This window comes from Alloalcanivorax sp. C16-1 (assembly GCF_046507805.1).
Lineage (GTDB): Bacteria > Pseudomonadota > Gammaproteobacteria > Pseudomonadales > Alcanivoracaceae > Alloalcanivorax.
In genome coordinates this window covers 49,092-67,374 of sequence record NZ_JBKFTK010000004.1, presented here as the reverse complement: position 1 = coordinate 67,374, position 18,283 = coordinate 49,092, and the positions used below count along the sequence as shown (strand labels likewise).

Genomic DNA, 18,283 nt, shown 5'->3' with positions numbered 1-18,283 from the left:
GCGGTGTCCGCCGTGGCGCGCCGCCAGCCTTGCCCTGAATCGCCCGACCCGCCCGCCGGCGGGCCGGGTTTTGGCGTTTCAGGCCACGCGCTGGCCCTTGTCGAGCATTTCCCGGGCATGGGCACGGGTGGAAGCGGTGATCTCCACGCCGCCGAGCATGCGCGCCACTTCCTCCACCCGGGCGCCCTCGTCCAGGGGCTGAATGCGGGTGTGGGTGGTGTCCTTGCCCTGCAGCTTGTGCACCTGCCAGTGCTGATGGCCCTGGGCGGCCACCTGGGGCTGGTGGGTGATGCACAGCACCTGGGCATGGCCGCCCAGTTCGCGCAGCAGGCGGCCGACGATTTCCGCCACGCCGCCGCCCACGCCCACGTCCACCTCGTCGAACACCAGGCTGGGCACGGTCAGGTTGCGCGCGCAGATCACCTGGATCGCCAGGCTCACCCGTGACAGCTCGCCGCCGGAGGCCACCTTGGCCAGCGGCCGGGGTGGCTGGCCCGGGTTGGCGGAGAAGCGGAATTCCACCTCTTCCAGACCGTCCGGCCCGGGTTTGCCTTCCTCGACCACGGTCTCCAGACGGGCGGCCTTCATGCCCAGGGCCTTGAGCTGCTTCTGCACCTCCCGGGTCAGGGTGGTGGCGGCGTCACGGCGGCGCCGGCCCAGCGCCTGGGCGTGGCCCAGGTAGGTGTCGTGGGCGGCCCGCTCGGCGCTGGCCAGGGCCTCCAGGTGCTCGTCGAAATGCTCCAGGGTGTCCGCTTCGCCGGCCAGCTTGCGGTGGTGCTCCACCAGCTCCTCCGGGCGCAGCCGGTGCTTGCGGGCCAGGCTGTAGGCCTGGCCCAGGCGCTCTTCCACCTGGTTGAGGCGTTCCGGGTCCAGGTCCAGCTTTTCCAGATAATGACGCAGGTCCTCGGCGGCCGCCTCCACCTGCAGGCGGGCGGATTCCACCGTGTCGAACACGCCGGCCAGGGCGTCGTCACTGGCGCGGGCTTCCTCCACCCAGTGGCTGACCTGGCCCAGATGGTCGTTGATGGTGTTGTCCTCGCCATCGTACAGGGCGGTGACCGCCTGCTGGCACAGGCGGATCAGCGCTTCGGCGTTGCCCAGGCGCTGCTGTTCCTGCTCCAGCTCGGCCAGTTCACCCTCCGCCAGGGCCAGGGCGTCCAGCTCTTCCAGCTGGAAGCGCAACAGCTCCTGGCGCTCGCTCTGCTCGCGGGCGCTGGCCAGGGCGTCGTCGTGGGCGCGCCGGGCCCGCTGCCAGTGGCGCCAGGCCTCGCGCACCTCGGCGGCCAGATCGCCGGCCTCCGCCAGGCTGTCCAGCAGCGCCCGGTGGGTGTCCTTGCGCAGCAGGGCCTGGTGTTCGTGCTGGCTGTGGATGCTGATCAGATGCTCGCCCAGCTCGCGCACCTCGGTGAGCGGCGTGGGGGTGCCGTTGATGTAGGCCCGCGAGCGACCGTCGGCGCGCACCGTGCGGCGCAGCAGGCACTCGTCGCCGTCGTCCAGCTCGCGTTCGGCGAGCCAGGCGCGGGCGGACGGGTTGTCGCCCAGGTGGAAGGTGGCCAGCACCTCGGCCCGTTCGCAGCCCGGGCGCACCACGGCGCTGTCCGCCCGTTCGCCGAGGGTCAGCGACAGAGCATCGATGATCACCGATTTGCCGGCGCCGGTTTCGCCGCTGATCACGGTCAGGCCGGTCTCCGGCTCCAGCTCGAGCTGGTCCACGGTGGCGAAATGGCGAACACTGAGATGGGTCAGCATGGACTGTCCTTCTGGCCAGTATTGTCGGGATGCTAGTCGATTCCCGGCGCCAGTGTAAGCCCCCGGCGCCGGATCGACGGTGCCGGGTGCGTAATGCGCGCCGGGTGCGTAGACTGAACGCCGCGTTATACTGAGACGTCTTTCCTGGTATTTGAAGTATGGCCCGGCTGGAACTGAACGAACGCAAGCAACGACTGTTGATGGCCCTGGTGGAGCGGCATATTCGCCACGGCCAGCCCGTGGGCTCGAAAAGCCTGGCCGGCGGCGGCGGCCTGCAGGTCAGCCCGGCGACCATCCGCAATATCATGGCCGAGCTCGAGGACATGGGGCTGCTGACCAGCCCGCACACCTCCGCCGGGCGTATTCCCACCGAGCGGGGCTACCGTCTGTACGTGGACACCCTGCTGGCGTCCACCACCATGGAGAACCCGGATAACGCCCGCCTGCGCGACGAACTGCGCCAGTTGCTGGCGCCGGACCAGTCGCACCAGGCGCTGGTCTCCCAGGCTTCCCGGACCCTGGCCGAACTGACCCGCATGGCCGGGCTGGTGGCGGTGCCGCGCCGCGAGGTGACCACCCTGCGCCAGGTGGAGTTTCTGCCACTGTCCGGCCAGCGGGTGCTGGTGGTGCTGGTGGTGAACCGCTCCGAGGTGCAGAACCGCATCATCCAGACCAGCCGCGAATACGGCGAGGTGGAGCTGCGCCAGGCCGCCAATTACATTAATCACACCTACGCCGGCTGCGATCTGGACAGCATCTGCGAGGGGCTGCTCAGCACCATGGACGCGGACCGCGCCCAGCTCGACGAACTGATGCAGACCACCGTGGACATCGCCGGCAAGGCGCTGCGGCCGGAGCAAAAGGACTCCGATTACGTGGTGTCCGGCGAGTCCAACCTGCTCGACAGCGCCGAGGCCGGCGGCATCGGCAAGCTGCGCGATCTGTTCGAGGCGTTCAACCGCAAGCGCGACATCCTTCATTTGCTCGAACGCAGCGTCAAAGCCGATGGCGTGCAGATCTTCATCGGCCGGGAATCCGGCTACCAGCCGTTCGAGGAATATTCCCTGGTGTCCGCCCCCTACAAGGTCGATAACGGCCCGATGGGCGTGCTCGCCGTGGTCGGCCCCACCCGCATGGACTACGAACGGGTGATCCCCACCGTGGACATCACCGCGCGCATTCTGTCCGCCGCCCTGACCCAGCTGTAACAACGGCGCCACCGCCGGTTCCCGCCACGGCCCTTGAATCCCGCCGGGCCGTTCCCATATCTTTGCTCGCTTTCCCGCAACCGGGGACTTTGGAGTGGATATGAGTGATCAGGACAAACAAAAGCAGGGCGACGATCAGCCCGAGGTGAACGAGCAGGCCCCCCACGAGGAGCCGGAGATCGTCGAGGAGGACGCCCAGGCGTCCACCGCCGAGCAGGAGCTGGCCGAGGCCCGTGAGCGCGTGGCCCGCCTGGAAAAGGCGCTGGCCGAGGCGGATTTGCGCGCCCAGGCGGAAATGCAGAACGTGCGTCGCCGCGCCGAGCGGGACGTGGAGAGCGCCCACAAGTTCGCGCTGGAGAAGTTCGCCGGCGATCTGCTGCCGGTGGCCGACAGCCTGGAACGGGGCCTGTCCACCCTGGACGCGGACGACCCGACCCTGCAGCCCGCCCGCGAGGGCCTGGAGCTGACCCTGAAAGTGCTGCTCGACGTGTTCGCCAGGTACAACCTGGAACAGATCGATCCCCAGGGGCAGCCGTTCAACCCGGAACACCACGAAGCGATGACCATGGTGCCGGCGCCGAACGCCGAGCCCAACAGCGTCATCGAGGTGCTGGAGAAGGGCTATCTGCTCAACGGCCGTCTGATTCGCCCGGCCCGGGTGGTGGTCAGCAAGGCCGGTTGAACGCCCCGTGGCGCCGCGCCGCCGAACTCCCCGGAGCCCCGGCCGCGGCACTCTTGAAAAGCGCAAGCCAGCCGCCATATAGCTGGCAAGTCAATAAGGTTCAGCTGTCCGGGCGGCCTGAAGGGGTCCGGACCGTGTGAAGGAGAATGGAGCATTATGGGTAAGATCATTGGTATCGACCTTGGCACCACCAACAGCTGTGTCGCTGTCATGGAAGGGGACAAAACCAAGGTAATCGAAAACGCCGAGGGCGCGCGCACCACGCCGTCCATCATCGCCTACACCGAGGACAACGAAATCCTCGTCGGTCAGGCCGCCAAGCGTCAGGCGGTGACCAACCCCACCAACACCCTGTACGCGGTCAAGCGTCTGATCGGCCGTCGTTTTGAAGACGACGTGGTGCAGAAGGACATCAAGATGGTGCCCTACAAGATCACCAAGGCCGACAACGGTGACGCCTGGGTGGAAGTGAAAGGCGAGAAGATGGCGCCGCCGCAGATTTCCGCGCAGGTCCTCAAGAAAATGAAGAAGACCGCGGAAGACTATCTCGGCGAGGAAGTCACCGAGGCGGTGATCACCGTGCCCGCCTACTTCAACGACTCCCAGCGTCAGGCCACCAAGGACGCCGGCCGCATCGCCGGCCTCGAGGTGAAGCGCATCATCAACGAGCCCACCGCCGCGGCCCTGGCCTATGGCCTGGACAAGAAAGGCGGCGACCGCACCATCGCGGTCTACGACCTGGGTGGCGGTACCTTCGACATCTCCATCATCGAGATCGCCGAGGTGGACGGTGAGCATCAGTTCGAGGTGCTGGCCACCAACGGTGACACCTTCCTGGGTGGCGAGGACTTCGACCTGGCGATCATTAATTTCCTGGCCGACCAGTTCAAGAAGGACTCCGGCATCGACCTGGGCGGCGACGCCCTGGCCATGCAGCGCCTCAAGGAAGCCGCCGAGAAAGCCAAGATCGAGCTGTCTTCCGCGGAGCAGACCGAGGTCAACCTGCCGTACATCACCGCCGACCAGACCGGTCCCAAGCACCTGGTGGTGAAGCTGACCCGCGCCAAGCTGGAATCCCTGGTGGAGCAGCTGGTGACCCGCTCCCTGGAGCCGTGCAAGACCGCGCTCACCGATGCCGGCGTGAAAGCCGCCGACATCACCGACGTGATCCTGGTGGGCGGCCAGACCCGCATGCCCATGGTGCAGAAGAAAGTGGCCGACTTCTTCGGCAAGGACGCCCGCAAGGACGTCAACCCGGATGAAGCCGTGGCCATCGGCGCCGCCATTCAGGGCGCGGTGCTGGCCGGCGACGTCAAGGACGTGCTGCTGCTCGACGTGACCCCGCTGACCCTGGGTATTGAAACCATGGGCGGCGTGATGACGCCGATCATCGAGAAGAACACCACCATCCCGACCAACGCGTCGCAGGTGTTCTCCACCGCCGAGGACAACCAGACCGCGGTGACCGTGCACGTGCTGCAGGGCGAGCGTAAACAGGCCGGGCAGAACAAGTCCCTGGGCCAGTTCAACCTGGAAGACATTCCGCCGGCGCCGCGCGGCGTGCCGCAGATCGAGGTGACCTTCGACATCGACGCCAACGGCATCCTGCACGTGGGCGCCAAGGACAAGGCCACCGGCAAGGAGCAGTCGATCCAGATCAAGGCTTCCTCCGGTCTGTCCGACGACGAGATCGATCAAATGGTCAAGGACGCCGAGGCCCACGCCGACGAGGACAAGAAGTTCGAGGAGCTGGTGCAGGCCCGTAACCAGGGCGACCATCTGGTGCACGCCACCCGCAAGACCCTGGAAGAGGCGGGTGACAAGGCCAGCGACGAGGAGAAGGAAGCCATCAACACGGCGATCTCCGACCTGGAGCAGGCGCTCAAGGGCAGTGACAAGGACGATATCGAGGCCAAGACCAAGGCACTCACCGAGGCCTCCGGGTCCCTGGCGCAGAAGATGTATGCCGAAGCCCAGCAGGCCGAGCAGGGCGGCGCCGACGCCGGCCAGCAGCAGAAGGCCTCCGGTGACGATGTCGTTGACGCCGAGTTCGAGGAAGTCGACGACGATAAGAAGAAGTAAGCGTCGGACGTCAGACGTCTGACGTCGGACCAGCAGCGCCGGGCCCCAGGGCCCGGCGTCTTCGCTTAAAGTCGACGTAAAAAAGCAGCCCTTAATTATGTCCAAACGTGATTATTACGAAGTGCTGGGGGTGGGCAAGGACGCCGGCCAGCAGGATCTGAAAAAGGCCTACCGACGCCTGGCCATGAAGTACCATCCGGACCGCAATCCGGATGACCAGGAGGCGGTGGCCAAGTTCAAGGAGGCCAAGGAAGCCTACGAGGTGCTCTCCGACGAGCAGAAGCGCGCCGCCTACGACCAGTTCGGCCATGCCGGGGTCAACGGCCAGGGCGGCTTCGGCGGCGGTGGCGCCGGCGGCTTCGGTGGCGGCGGCTTCGGCGATATCTTCGGTGACATCTTCGGCGATATCTTCGGCGGCGGTGGCCGTCGCGGCCCGGCCCGGGGCGCCGACCTGCGCTATACCCTGGAGCTGACCCTGGAGCAGGCGGTACGCGGTTGCGAGGAAAAGATCCGCGTGCCCAGCTGGGACAGCTGCGAGGTGTGCGACGGCAGCGGCGCCCAGGCCGGCGAGCAGCCGGTGACCTGCCCGACCTGTAACGGCATGGGCCAGGTGCGCATGCAGCAGGGCTTTTTCACGGTGCAGCAGGCCTGCCCCACCTGCCACGGCGAAGGCCGGGTGGTGGAGAACCCCTGTGGCCACTGCGGTGGCCAGGGCCGGGTGCAGACCACGCGCACCCTGTCGGTGAAGATCCCCGCCGGCGTCGATACCGGCGACCGCATCCGTCTGGCCGGCAAGGGCGAGGCGGGCATGAACGGCGCCCCGCCCGGTGATCTGTACGTGCAGGTGGCGGTCCGTGAGCACGACATCTTCAAGCGCGACGGCGAGAACCTGCACGTGGAGGTGCCGCTCAGCTTCGTGGACGCGGCCCTGGGCGGCGAGCTGGATGTGCCGACCCTGAACGGCCAGGTCAAATTGAAGGTGCCGCCGGAGACCCAGACCGGCAAACTGTTCCGGCTGCGCGGCAAGGGCGTCACCCCGGTACGGGGCGGGCCGCCCGGCGACCTGCTGTGCAAGGTGGTGGTGGAGACCCCGGTGAAGCTGTCCGGGGACCAGAAAGACCTGCTGCGCCAACTCCAGGACTCCCTGGAAAAGGGCGGCGAGCGCCACAATCCCCGCCGCACCAGCTGGTTCGAGGGCGTCAAGCGGTTCTTCGAAGGGCTCTGAGGAAACACTATGAAAGTAGGCATCATCGGCGCCGCCGGGCGCATGGGCCGGATTCTGATGGAGGCCACCCTGGCCAATCCGGACACCGAGCTGGCCGCCGCCGTGGACGTGCCGGGCTCCAGCCTGATCGGCGTGGACGCCGGCGAGCTGCTGGGCCGTAAGGCCCTGGGCGTGGTCCTGGCGGACGACCTGGAGAAGGTGGTGCGCGACGCGGAGGTGTTCATCGACTTCACCGTGCCCGAGGCCACCGCCCGCCACATCCAGGTGTGCCGCGCCGCCGGCACCCGCCTGGTGATCGGCACCACCGGCCTGGACGATGAACAGACGGCGCTGCTGCGCGACGCCAGCGAGGACATCGCCATCTGCTTCGCGCCCAACTACTCGATTGGCGTGAACCTGTGCTTCAAGCTGCTGGAAACCGCCGCCGCGGTGCTCGGCGACGAGGTGGATATCGAAGTGATCGAGGCCCACCACCGGCACAAGATCGACGCCCCCTCCGGCACCGCCCTGCGCATGGGCGAAGTGGTGGCCCAGACCCTCGGCCGGGACCTGAAGGAATGCGCGGTGTACGGTCGCGAGGGCCGCACCGGTGAGCGCGACCGTCGCACCATCGGCTTCGAGACCATCCGCGCCGGCGACATCGTCGGCGACCACACGGTGATGTTCGCCGCCGAGGGCGAGCGGGTGGAAATCACCCACAAGGCGTCCAGCCGCATGTCCTTCGGCCGGGGCGCGGTGCGCGCGGCCCAGTGGCTGGGCGGCCATGATCGCGGCCTGTTCGATATGCAGGACGTGCTCGGCCTGACCGGCGACAGCGCCGGCTGGGGCCGCTAACAGCGCTTATCGCGGCTTTCAGCCGCGATTGCCGCGAATCCGGGCGTGTGACGTGACACCGGGACGGTTACGTCCTAAAATACCGCCTGCCCAAGATGGGCGAGCGGGTGGCCGTGTGAAACCGGGTGTTTTTCCCTCAGAACGCGTTTCCTGAAAGCGAGGTGGAGCAATCCATCTCGCTTTTTTGCGAACCTCGCAAGGGGTTCCGGCCCCCGCCACCGATCTCCACAAGTCCCTATCCGCCAGGAGGTTGCGTTGACGGTACCCGCCATACTTGCTCTGGAAGACGGTAGTCTCTTTCGGGGTGTCGCGATTGGCGCCACGGGTGAAACCGTGGGTGAAGTGGTGTTCAACACCGCCATGACCGGCTATCAGGAAATTCTCACCGATCCGTCCTATGCCAAGCAGATCGTGACCCTGACCTATCCGCATATCGGCAATACCGGGGTGAACCCGGAGGACGAAGAGTCCGCGCGCGTCTGGGCCGCCGGCCTGGTGATCCGCGATCTGACCCTGACGGTAAGCAGCTGGCGCGCCCGGCAGTCCCTGCCGGAATACCTGAAGGAACGCGGCATCGTCGCCATCGCCGACATCGATACCCGCCGCCTGACCCGTATTCTGCGCGACAAGGGCGCGCAAAACGGCTGCATCCTGGCCGGCGACGACATCGATGAAGAGAAAGCGCTGGCCGCCGCCCGTGCCTTCCCCGGTCTCAAGGGCATGGACCTGGCCCGGGAAGTGAGCGTCAAGGAGCGTTACCAGTGGTCCGAGGGCACCTGGGAACGCACCACCGGTCACCGCCCCGGCGGTGAGCCACGCTTCAAGGTGGTGGCCTACGATTACGGCTGCAAGCGCAATATTCTGCGCATGCTCGCCGATCGCGGCTGCGACCTCACCGTGGTGCCGGCGCGGACCCCGGCCGCCGAAGTGCTGGCCATGCAGCCGGACGGCGTGTTCCTGGCCAACGGCCCCGGCGACCCGGAGCCCTGCGATTACGCCATCGATGCGATCCGCGAGATCGTCGCCACCGGGCTGCCCACCTTCGGCATCTGCCTGGGGCACCAGCTGCTCGGCCTGGCCAGTGGCGCGCGCACGGTGAAGATGAAGAACGGCCACCACGGCGCCAACCACCCGGTCAAGAACCTGGACGACGGCACGGTGATGATCACCAGCCAGAACCACGGTTTCGCGGTGGACGCCGAGACCCTGCCGGACAACGTCAAGGTGACCCATGTGTCCCTGTTCGACGGCACCCTGCAGGGGATTCACCGCACCGACCAGCCGGCCTTCAGCTTCCAGGGTCACCCGGAAGCCAGCCCCGGCCCGCACGACTGCGCGCCGCTGTTCGATCATTTCATCGAGCTGATGGAGGCCCACGGGGCCGATCGCTGAACACCGAATTCACGCCTGACGGTTAGCACCTATGCCCAAGAGAACCGATATACAGAGCATCCTCATCATTGGCGCCGGCCCGATCGTCATTGGTCAGGCCTGCGAGTTCGACTATTCCGGTGCCCAGGCCTGCAAGGCCCTGCGCGAGGAAGGTTTCCGGGTGATCCTGGTGAACTCCAACCCGGCCACCATCATGACCGACCCGGCCATGGCGGACGCCACCTACATTGAGCCCATCACCTGGGAGACGGTGGCCAAGATCATCGAGAAGGAGCGCCCGGACGCGCTGCTGCCCACCATGGGCGGCCAGACCGCGCTCAACTGCGCCCTGGATCTGGAGCGCCACGGCGTGCTGGCGAAGTTCGGCGTGGAGATGATCGGCGCCAACGCGGACACCATCGACAAGGCCGAGAACCGGGACCGCTTCGACAAGGCGATGCGCAACATCGGCCTGGAGTGCCCGCGTGCCAAGGTCGCCCGCACCATGGAGCAGGCCTGGGAAATCCAGGCCGAGCTGGGCTTTCCCTCGATCATCCGGCCGTCGTTCACCATGGGCGGCTCCGGCGGCGGTGTGGCGTACAACAAGGAAGAGTTCGAGGAAATCTGCACCCGCGGTTTCGATCTCTCGCCGACCCATGAGCTGCTGATCGACGAATCGCTGCTGGGCTGGAAGGAATACGAGATGGAGGTCGTTCGCGACAAGAACGACAACTGCATCATCGTCTGCGCCATCGAGAACTTCGATCCGATGGGCGTGCACACCGGCGATTCCATCACCGTGGCCCCGGCGCAAACGCTCACCGACAAGGAATACCAGGTGATGCGCGATGCCTCCCTGGCGGTGCTGCGCGAAATCGGCGTGGAAACCGGCGGCTCCAACGTGCAGTTCGGCATGTGCCCGGACACAGGCCGCATGGTGGTGATCGAGATGAACCCGCGGGTATCGCGGTCCTCGGCGCTGGCCTCCAAGGCCACCGGCTTCCCGATCGCCAAGGTGGCCGCCAAGCTGGCGGTGGGCTACACCCTCGACGAGCTGCAGAACGAGATCACCGGTGGTGCCACCCCGGCGTCCTTCGAGCCGTCCATCGATTACGTGGTCACCAAGATTCCGCGCTTCAACTTCGAGAAGTTCGCCGCCGCCGATCCGGTGCTCACCACCCAGATGAAGTCCGTGGGCGAGGTGATGTCCATCGGCCGCAACTTCCAGGAATCCCTGCACAAGGCCCTGCGCGGCCTGGAAACCGATTCCGTCGGTTTCGACCCGCACATCGATCTGGACGCGCCGGACGCCGCCGAGCGCATTGCCCAACTGCTGTCCACGCCCGGGCCGGAGCGGATCTGGATCGTCGGCGACGCCTTCCGCAGCGGGATGAGCGTCGACGACGTGTTCAACATCACCCAGATAGATCGCTGGTTCCTGGTGCAGATCGCCGACCTGATCAACGAAGAGAAGGCGGTGGCCGCCGGGACCTTCAGCGATCTGGGCAAAACGCGGCTCTATCAGCTCAAGCGCAAGGGCTTTTCCGACGCGCGCCTGGCGCAGCTGCTGGGCGTCAAGGAAGTGGACGTGCGCCTCAAGCGCCGCGAACTGGACGTGATGCCGGTGTTCAAGCGGGTCGACACCTGCGCGGCGGAATTCGCCACCAGCACCGCCTACATGTACTCCAGCTACGACGAGGAGTGCGAGTCGAACCCCTCCGACCGTGACAAGATCATGGTGATCGGCGGCGGGCCGAACCGTATCGGCCAGGGCATCGAGTTCGACTATTGTTGTGTCCACGCCGCCTTCGCCATGAAGGACGACGGCTACGAGACCATCATGGTCAACTGCAACCCGGAAACCGTGTCCACCGACTACGACACCTCCGACCGGCTCTACTTCGAGCCGATCACCCTGGAAGACGTGCTGGCCATCGTCGACAAGGAAAAGCCCAAGGGCGTGATTGTCCAGTATGGCGGCCAGACGCCGCTGAAACTGGCTCGCGACCTGCAGGCGTTCGGCGTGCCGATCATCGGTACCAGCCCGGACGCCATCGACGAGGCCGAGGACCGCGAGCGCTTTCAGCAGATGGTCAACAAGCTTGGCCTCAAGCAGCCGCCCAACCGTACCGCGCGCTCCATGGACGAGGGCATCAAGCTGGCCGAGGAAATCGGCTATCCGCTGGTGGTCCGGCCCTCCTACGTGCTCGGTGGCCGGGCCATGGAGATCGTCTATAACGAGGCGGAACTGCGCAGCTACATGAACAACGCGGTGAGCGTGTCCAACGATTCACCGGTGCTGCTCGATCGCTTCCTGGACGACGCCATCGAGGTGGACGTGGACGCCATCTGTGACGGCAAGCAGGTGGTGATCGGCGGCATCATGCAGCACATCGAACAGGCCGGCGTGCACTCCGGTGACTCGGCCTGCTCCCTGCCGCCGTACTCCCTGGACAAGGCGGTGCAGGACGTGATGCGCGAACAGGCCGCCGCCATGGCCCTGGAGCTGGGCGTGATCGGCCTGATGAACGTGCAGTTCGCGGTCAAGGGCGACGAAGTCTATGTGCTGGAAGTGAACCCGCGCGCCTCGCGCACGGTCCCCTATGTGTCCAAGTGCATCGGCGTGTCCCTCGCCAAGGTGGCGGCCCGCTGCATGGCCGGCACCTCCCTGGCGGAGCAGGGTTTCACCGAGGAAGTGGCGCCGCGCCATTATTTCGTCAAGGAAGCGGTGTTCCCGTTCGCCAAGTTCCCGAAAGTGGACCCGATCCTCGGCCCGGAAATGAAATCCACCGGTGAGGTGATGGGCGTTGGCGAAACCTTCGCCGAGGCCTTCGGCAAGGCGTCCCTGGGCGCCGGCGAGCGCCTGCCGGAGGGCGGTACCGCCTTTATTTCCGTGCGCGACGCGGACAAGGCGGTGGCGGTGGAAGTGGCCCGCTCGCTGATCGAGCTGGGCTTCGAGCTGGTGGCCACCCGGGGCACCGCCGCTCACCTGGCCGAAGCCGGCCTGACGGTGAAGCCGGTGAACAAGGTGCTGGAAGGACGGCCGCACATCGTCGACATGATCAAGAACGACGAGGTGAAGCTGATCGTGAACACCACCGAGGGCAAGCAGGCGATCCGCGATTCCTTCGCCATCCGCCGCTCGGCCCTGCAGCACAAGGTGTTCTACACCACCACCATCACCGCGGCCTACGCGGTCTGCCAGGCCATGGCCATCAGCGGTGAGCCGCAGGTCCGTCGTCTGCAGGACCTGCACGCCGAAATGCATTAACCGAACGTCGTCCCGGGCCGCCCCCGGGGCGGCCCAAGGATGACGAAAGAGGTTATTTCTATGCAACGCGTTCCCATGACGGTCGCTGGCGCCGATGCCCTGCGCAAGGAACTCGACCAGCTCAAGAAGGTGGACCGCCCGCGAATTTCCGCCGCCATCGCCGAGGCCCGCGAGCACGGCGATCTGAAGGAAAACGCCGAATACCACGCCGCCCGTGAGCAGCAGGGGTTCTGTGAGGGGCGCATCCAGGAAATCGAGGGCAAGCTTTCCAACGCCCAGATCATCGACATCACCAGCCTGGAGAACACCGGCAAGGTGATTTTCGGGGTCACGGTGACGATCCTGGACGTGGATACCGACGAAGAGAAGGTCTACCAGATCGTCGGTGACGATGAGTCGGACATCAAGAACGGCAAGCTGAGCGTCAACTCACCGATCGCCCGGGGCCTGATCGGCCGCGAGGAAGGCGACGTGGTGCAGATCGAGACGCCGGGCGGCGTCAAGGAATACGAAGTGGACAAGGTGGAGCACCGCTGAGGCGCTCCTTCCTGCATCACTGATCCTGGGCGCGCAGAATATTGGACAGCTTGGGATTGGGTTTGGCGGCGGCACGGTAGAGCAGGGCGATATTGCCGATGCGCTGTACCAGTTCCGCGCCACTGCGCTCGCACAGCTCGTCGATCATGCGGGCCCGCTCGTCCCGGGTGGGCGCGCTGATCTTCACCTTGATCAGCTCATGATCCTCCAGCCGCGCCTGAAGCTCTTCCACGAAGGTGTCGCTGAGGCCCTTGTCGCCGGACAGCAGCACCGGCTTGAGGTGGTGGCCGATACGGCGCAGGCGTTTCTTGTCCAACGGGCTCAGGGGCATGATCTTCTCCAAAACGGGGGCGCTATTCTAGACCCCGAAACCCACCGATGCGAGGGGCGCTGACCCATGGCGCGATCAAAAAGCAGCCAGCGCTGGCTCCGGGAGCACTTCGACGACCACTGGGTGGCGAAGGCGCAGGCGGAAGGGTACCGCTCCCGGGCCAGTTTCAAGCTGCTGGAAATCCACGAGAAGGACAAGCTGTTCCGGCCCGGCATGCGGGTGCTGGACCTGGGGGCCGCCCCCGGCGGCTGGTCCCAGGTGGCGGCCCGGCTGGTGGGTTCACGGGGCACTATCGTGGCCAGTGACATTCTGGCCATGGACGCCATTCCGGACGTGACCTTCGTGCAGGGGGATTTCCGGGAAGAGGCGGTCTATGAGCAAATCACTGCACTGCTCGGTGAGCAGAAGGTCGACCTTGTAATGTCGGACATGGCCCCCAATATGAGTGGGAACCGGGCCGTGGATCTGCCGCGGGCCATGTATCTGGCCGAACTGGCGCTGGATATGGCGGTCAATGTGTTGCAACCGCGCGGTCAGTTTCTGGTCAAGGTGTTTCAAGGCGAGGGGTTCGACGAGTATCGACGTTCCCTGCAGGGCGCCTTCAAGAAGGTGGTCAGCCGTAAACCGGCGGCCAGCCGGCCGCGCTCCACCGAGGTGTACCAATTGGGGTCACACCTGAAGTAGTGTAGAGTTGCAAGTCTGTCAGTACGCGCTATTGCGCTCAGTAAGTCGAGGTCTCCCTTGAACGACATGACCAAGAACATCGTGCTGTGGCTGGTGATTGCCGGGGTGCTCTATGTAGTGGCTTCCAGCATCAACCCGCAGCCTTCCCAGCAAATGCTGAACTACTCCTCGTTCATCCATAACGTGGAGAGTGGCAATGTGGACCAGGTCACCATCGGCGATACCCGTATTTCCGGGGAGATGAAGGACGGCAGCCGCTTCGAAACCGTCAAGCCGCCGGCCATGGACACCAACCTGATCCCCACGCTGATTCAGAACAACGTGCAGGTCACCGGCAAGGAGCCGGAGCGTCAGGGTTTCCTGACCCAGCTGTTCCTGTCGGTGCTGCCGATTCTGCTGATCCTGGCGATCTTCATTTTCTTCATGCGGCAGATGCAGGGCGGCGGCAAGGGCGGCGGTGGCCCGATGACGTTCGGCAAGTCCAAGGCCCGGCTGATGGGCGAGGACCAGATCAAGACCACCTTCGCCGATGTGGCCGGCGTGGAAGAGGCCAAGGAAGAAGTGCAGGAGCTGGTGGAGTTTCTGCGTGATCCGGCCAAGTTCCAGCGCCTGGGCGGCAAGATTCCCCGTGGCGTGCTGATGGTGGGCTCCCCGGGTACCGGTAAAACCCTGCTCGCCAAGGCCATCGCCGGCGAAGCCAAGGTGCCGTTCTTCAGCATTTCCGGTTCCGACTTCGTGGAGATGTTCGTCGGCGTGGGCGCCTCCCGGGTGCGCGACATGTTCGATCAGGCCAAGAAGCACGCCCCCTGCATTATCTTTATCGACGAGATCGACGCGGTGGGCCGTTCCCGGGGCGCCGGTCTCGGCGGCGGTCACGACGAGCGCGAACAGACCCTGAACCAGCTGCTGGTGGAAATGGACGGCTTTGACGCCAACGATGGCATCATCGTGATCGCCGCCACCAACCGTCCGGACGTGCTTGACCCGGCGCTGCTGCGCCCGGGCCGTTTCGACCGCCAGGTAACCGTGCCGCTGCCGGACATCCGTGGCCGTGAGCAGGTGCTCAAGGTGCACATGCGCCCGGTGCCGGTGGCCGAGGACGTGGATCCCGGCGTGCTGGCCCGTGGCACCCCCGGTTTCTCCGGCGCCGACCTGGCCAACCTGGTCAACGAAGCCGCCCTGTTCGCCGCCCGCGCCAACAAGCGCATGGTGAGCATGGAAGAGTTCGAGAAGGCCAAGGACAAGATCCTGATGGGCGCGGAACGCCGCTCCATGGTGATGAGCGAGAAAGAGAAGCTGAACACCGCCTACCACGAATCCGGCCACGCCATCGTCGGGCGGCTGGTGCCGGACCACGATCCGGTCTACAAGGTCAGCATCATTCCCCGTGGCCGGGCCCTGGGTGTGACCATGTACCTCCCCGAGGAGGACAAGTACTCCCAGTCCAAGCGCGCCATCGAGTCGGCGATCTGTTCGCTGTACGGCGGCCGGCTGGCCGAGGAAATGACCCTGGGCTTCGACGGCGTCACCACCGGTGCCTCCAACGACATCGAGCGGGCCACCAAGATGGCCCGGGCCATGGTCACCAAATGGGGCCTGAGCGAGAAGATGGGGCCGCTCGCCTACGAGGAAGACGAAGGCGAGGTGTTCCTGGGCAAACAGATGTCCCAGCGCAAGCACGTGTCCGAGCAGACCTCCGAGGAGATCGATCGGGAAGTGCGCGCCATCATCGACAGCTGCTACTCCCGGGCCAAGACCATTCTCGAAGAGAACCGGGACAAGCTGGATCTGATGGCGGAAGCGCTGATGCAGTACGAGACCATCGACGCCGAGCAGATCAACGACATCATGTCCGGTCACAAGCCGCGGCCGCCAAAGGACTGGCGCGACCAGGGCCCGGGTAGCGGCACCTCTTCGTCCACGGACGACGAGACCGCCGGTGATGCCAAGCCCGGTGACGACGCCATCGGCGGACCGGCGAACACGCACTGATCCAGCGTCGATGAGCGAAACAACCAGCCTGAGCTGTGGGGCGCGGACACTGAACCTGTCCGCGCCCCTCGTTATGGGGGTCCTGAACGTGACCCCGGACTCCTTCTCCGACGGCGGCCGCTACACCACGCGGGACGCCGCCCTGCGTCAGGCGGCACGGCTGCTGGACGAGGGTGCGGCGATCATCGACGTGGGCGGCGAATCCACCCGTCCGGGGGCCGAGCCGGTGGCCGAGCAGGAGGAACTGGATCGCGTGGTGCCGGTGGTCGAGGCCCTGGCCCGGGAGCTGGGCGCGGTGGTGTCGGTGGACACCAGCACGCCGGCGGTGATCCGCGAGACCGCCGCCGCCGGCGCCGGCTTGATCAATGACGTGCGCTCCCTGCGCCGTCCCGGCGCCCTGGAGGCGGCGGCGGCCACCGGCCTGCCCGTGTGTGTGATGCATATGGTCGGCGAGCCCGGCAACATGCAGGATAATCCCCGTTACCAGAACGTGACCGCCGAGGTGGTGGCCTTTCTGCGCGAGCGGGTGGCGGCCTGCGAGGCCGCCGGTATTGCCCGGGAGCGGCTGCTGGTGGATCCGGGCTTCGGTTTCGCCAAAACCCTGGACCACAACCTGCGGTTGCTGGCGGAGCTGGAACAACTGAAGGCGCTGGAGCTGCCGATTCTGGTGGGGCTGTCGCGCAAGGGCATGATCGGCAAGGTGCTGGATCGCCCGGTGGACGAACGGCTGCCCGGCTCCCTGGCGGCGGCGGTGATGTGCGTGGAGCGCGGCGCGCGCATCGTGCGCGCCCACGACGTCAAGGCCACGGTGGACGGCGTGCGTTTTGCCCACGCGGTCCTCAATCACAAAAATCGTCGTCCCTGACCGGTTCCGGTCGGGCCCTGGCGGCGCGGGACAGCCCGATGGCGGCGTCCCATAAAGGAGACAACGGATGAGTCGCAAGTATTTTGGTACCGACGGCATTCGCGGTACCGTCGGCGAGCCGCCGATCACCCCGGATTTCGTGCTCAAGCTGGGCTGGGCCGCTGGCCGGGTGCTGGCCGCCCGGGGCGGCAGCAAGATCCTGATCGGCAAGGACACGCGCATTTCCGGCTATATGTTCGAGTCCGCCCTGGAGGCCGGCATCTCCGCCGCCGGCGTGGACGTGCGCCTGCTGGGGCCGATGCCGACGCCGGCCATCGCCTATCTCACCCGCACCCTGCACGCCCAGGCGGGCATCGTTATTTCCGCCTCCCACAACGCCTACACCGACAACGGCATCAAGTTCTTCGGCGGCGACGGGCGCAAGCTCAACGACCAGATCGAGCTGGAGATCGAGCGCATGCTCGACGAGCCGATCTCGGTGGTGGCCACCGACCAGCTCGGCAAGGTGCGGCGCATCGACGACGCCCGGGGTCGCTATATCGAATTCTGCAAGAGCACCGCGCCGGGCCTGGCCCTGCACGGCCTCAAAATCGTGGTGGACACCGCCAACGGCGCCGCCTACCACATCACCCCGGATGTGCTGGAGGAACTGGGCGCCCAGGTGGTGCCCATGGCCAACCAGCCGGACGGTTTCAATATCAACCGGGAATGCGGCTCCACCAAGCCCGACGCGCTCTGCCGGCGCGTGCTGGAGGAAAAGGCGGATCTGGGGCTGGCGCTGGACGGTGACGCGGACCGGCTGATCATGGTGGATGACCAGGGGCAGCTGGTGGACGGTGACCAGCTGCTTTATATCATTGCCCGCGACCGCCACCGCCGGGGACGGCTGGACGGCGGCGTGGTCGGCACCCTGATGTCCAACCTGGGCCTGGAACTGGCCCTGGGCGCCCTGGACATCCCGTTCGCTCGCGCCAAGGTGGGCGACCGTTACGTGATGGAGCAGCTCGACGACCGGGGCTGGCTGCTGGGCGGCGAAAATTCCGGCCATCTGGTGTGCCTGGACCGTACCTCCACCGGAGACGGCACCGTGGCCGCCCTGCAGGTGCTGGACGCGCTGCGCCGCGAGCAGCGCACCCTGCGCGAGGTGGCGGCGGAAGCGCCGCTGCTGCCGCAGACGCTGATCAATGTGCGCGGCGCCCGCCGCGACGGCTACCAGGACGACGCCCATCTGCGCGAGGAACTGGCGGCGGTGGAGCGGGAACTGGGCAAGAACGGTCGTGTATTGCTGCGCCCGTCCGGCACCGAGCCGCTGGTGCGGGTGATGGTGGAAGGCAAGGACGGCGAGCAGGTGGCGCGGCTTTGCCGCCGGCTGGCGGAGGCCGTCGAGGCGGCGATCGCCTGATTGGGGCGCATCGCCGTGAAAGACGCGGATGCAGATAAGGGGAAACCTGG

The 18,283-nt window shown here is 66.2% G+C and carries 14 protein-coding genes; 12 read left to right on the top strand and 2 right to left on the bottom strand.

What is annotated here, in order from left to right:
• Positions 1-78: 78 nt before the first annotated feature.
• Positions 79-1,749, bottom strand: coding sequence for a DNA repair protein RecN (recN, locus tag ACLD0W_RS14070; protein WP_410308113.1), 1,671 nt, complete (start codon positions 1,747-1,749; stop codon positions 79-81).
• Between the two features lie 158 nt (positions 1,750-1,907).
• Here recN and hrcA point away from each other — a divergent pair, with 158 nt between their 5' ends.
• The 8 genes from hrcA to greA all read left to right on the top strand — a co-directional run bounded on the left by hrcA (position 1,908) and on the right by greA (position 12,959).
• Positions 1,908-2,957, top strand: coding sequence for a heat-inducible transcriptional repressor HrcA (gene hrcA / locus ACLD0W_RS14065; RefSeq protein WP_410308112.1), 1,050 nt, complete (start codon positions 1,908-1,910; stop codon positions 2,955-2,957).
• A 100-nt stretch (positions 2,958-3,057) separates the two neighbouring features.
• Positions 3,058-3,639: a nucleotide exchange factor GrpE gene (gene grpE, locus ACLD0W_RS14060; RefSeq protein ID WP_410308111.1), complete on the top strand. Its 582-nt coding sequence runs from the start codon at positions 3,058-3,060 to the stop codon at positions 3,637-3,639.
• Positions 3,640-3,795: 156 nt separating this feature from the next.
• Positions 3,796-5,721: a molecular chaperone DnaK gene (gene dnaK, locus ACLD0W_RS14055; protein ID WP_410308110.1), complete on the top strand. Its 1,926-nt coding sequence runs from the start codon at positions 3,796-3,798 to the stop codon at positions 5,719-5,721.
• A 97-nt stretch (positions 5,722-5,818) separates the two neighbouring features.
• Positions 5,819-6,946 carry a molecular chaperone DnaJ gene (gene dnaJ / locus ACLD0W_RS14050; protein WP_410308109.1) on the top strand — a complete coding sequence of 376 codons (1,128 nt, stop codon included), beginning with the start codon at positions 5,819-5,821 and terminating at the stop codon, positions 6,944-6,946.
• Between the two features lie 9 nt (positions 6,947-6,955).
• On the top strand, positions 6,956-7,780 hold the full coding sequence (dapB, locus tag ACLD0W_RS14045; protein ID WP_410308108.1) for a 4-hydroxy-tetrahydrodipicolinate reductase: 825 nt from the start codon (positions 6,956-6,958) through the stop codon (positions 7,778-7,780).
• Positions 7,781-8,035: 255 nt separating this feature from the next.
• Positions 8,036-9,172: a glutamine-hydrolyzing carbamoyl-phosphate synthase small subunit gene (gene carA / locus ACLD0W_RS14040; RefSeq protein ID WP_410308107.1), complete on the top strand. Its 1,137-nt coding sequence runs from the start codon at positions 8,036-8,038 to the stop codon at positions 9,170-9,172.
• Positions 9,173-9,203: 31 nt separating this feature from the next.
• The gene (gene carB, locus ACLD0W_RS14035; protein ID WP_410308106.1) at positions 9,204-12,422 is read left to right on the top strand and encodes a carbamoyl-phosphate synthase large subunit; all 3,219 of its coding nucleotides are present in this window, start codon (positions 9,204-9,206) and stop codon (positions 12,420-12,422) included.
• A gap of 60 nt (positions 12,423-12,482) precedes the next feature.
• Entirely contained in the window at positions 12,483-12,959 is a 477-nt protein-coding gene (gene greA, locus ACLD0W_RS14030; protein ID WP_410308105.1) for a transcription elongation factor GreA, read from the top strand.
• 16 nt (positions 12,960-12,975) lie between these two features.
• Here the strand turns inward: greA and ACLD0W_RS14025 are convergent, their stop codons facing one another.
• Positions 12,976-13,290: a YhbY family RNA-binding protein gene (locus ACLD0W_RS14025; protein WP_138770699.1), complete on the bottom strand. Its 315-nt coding sequence runs from the start codon at positions 13,288-13,290 to the stop codon at positions 12,976-12,978.
• A 66-nt stretch (positions 13,291-13,356) separates the two neighbouring features.
• Between ACLD0W_RS14025 and rlmE the strand changes: the two genes are divergently transcribed.
• The 4 genes from rlmE to glmM all read left to right on the top strand — a co-directional run bounded on the left by rlmE (position 13,357) and on the right by glmM (position 18,233).
• Positions 13,357-13,974: a 23S rRNA (uridine(2552)-2'-O)-methyltransferase RlmE gene (gene rlmE, locus ACLD0W_RS14020; RefSeq protein WP_410308104.1), complete on the top strand. Its 618-nt coding sequence runs from the start codon at positions 13,357-13,359 to the stop codon at positions 13,972-13,974.
• Positions 13,975-14,040: 66 nt separating this feature from the next.
• Positions 14,041-15,966 carry an ATP-dependent zinc metalloprotease FtsH gene (gene ftsH, locus ACLD0W_RS14015; RefSeq protein ID WP_410308359.1) on the top strand — a complete coding sequence of 642 codons (1,926 nt, stop codon included), beginning with the start codon at positions 14,041-14,043 and terminating at the stop codon, positions 15,964-15,966.
• Between the two features lie 73 nt (positions 15,967-16,039).
• A complete protein-coding gene (gene folP / locus ACLD0W_RS14010) occupies positions 16,040-16,831 on the top strand; it encodes a dihydropteroate synthase (RefSeq protein WP_410308358.1) in 792 nt (263 codons plus the stop codon).
• Between the two features lie 67 nt (positions 16,832-16,898).
• Positions 16,899-18,233, top strand: a complete 1,335-nt coding sequence (gene glmM, locus ACLD0W_RS14005; protein WP_410308103.1) for a phosphoglucosamine mutase — start codon at positions 16,899-16,901, stop codon at positions 18,231-18,233.
• Positions 18,234-18,283 lie beyond the last annotated feature (50 nt).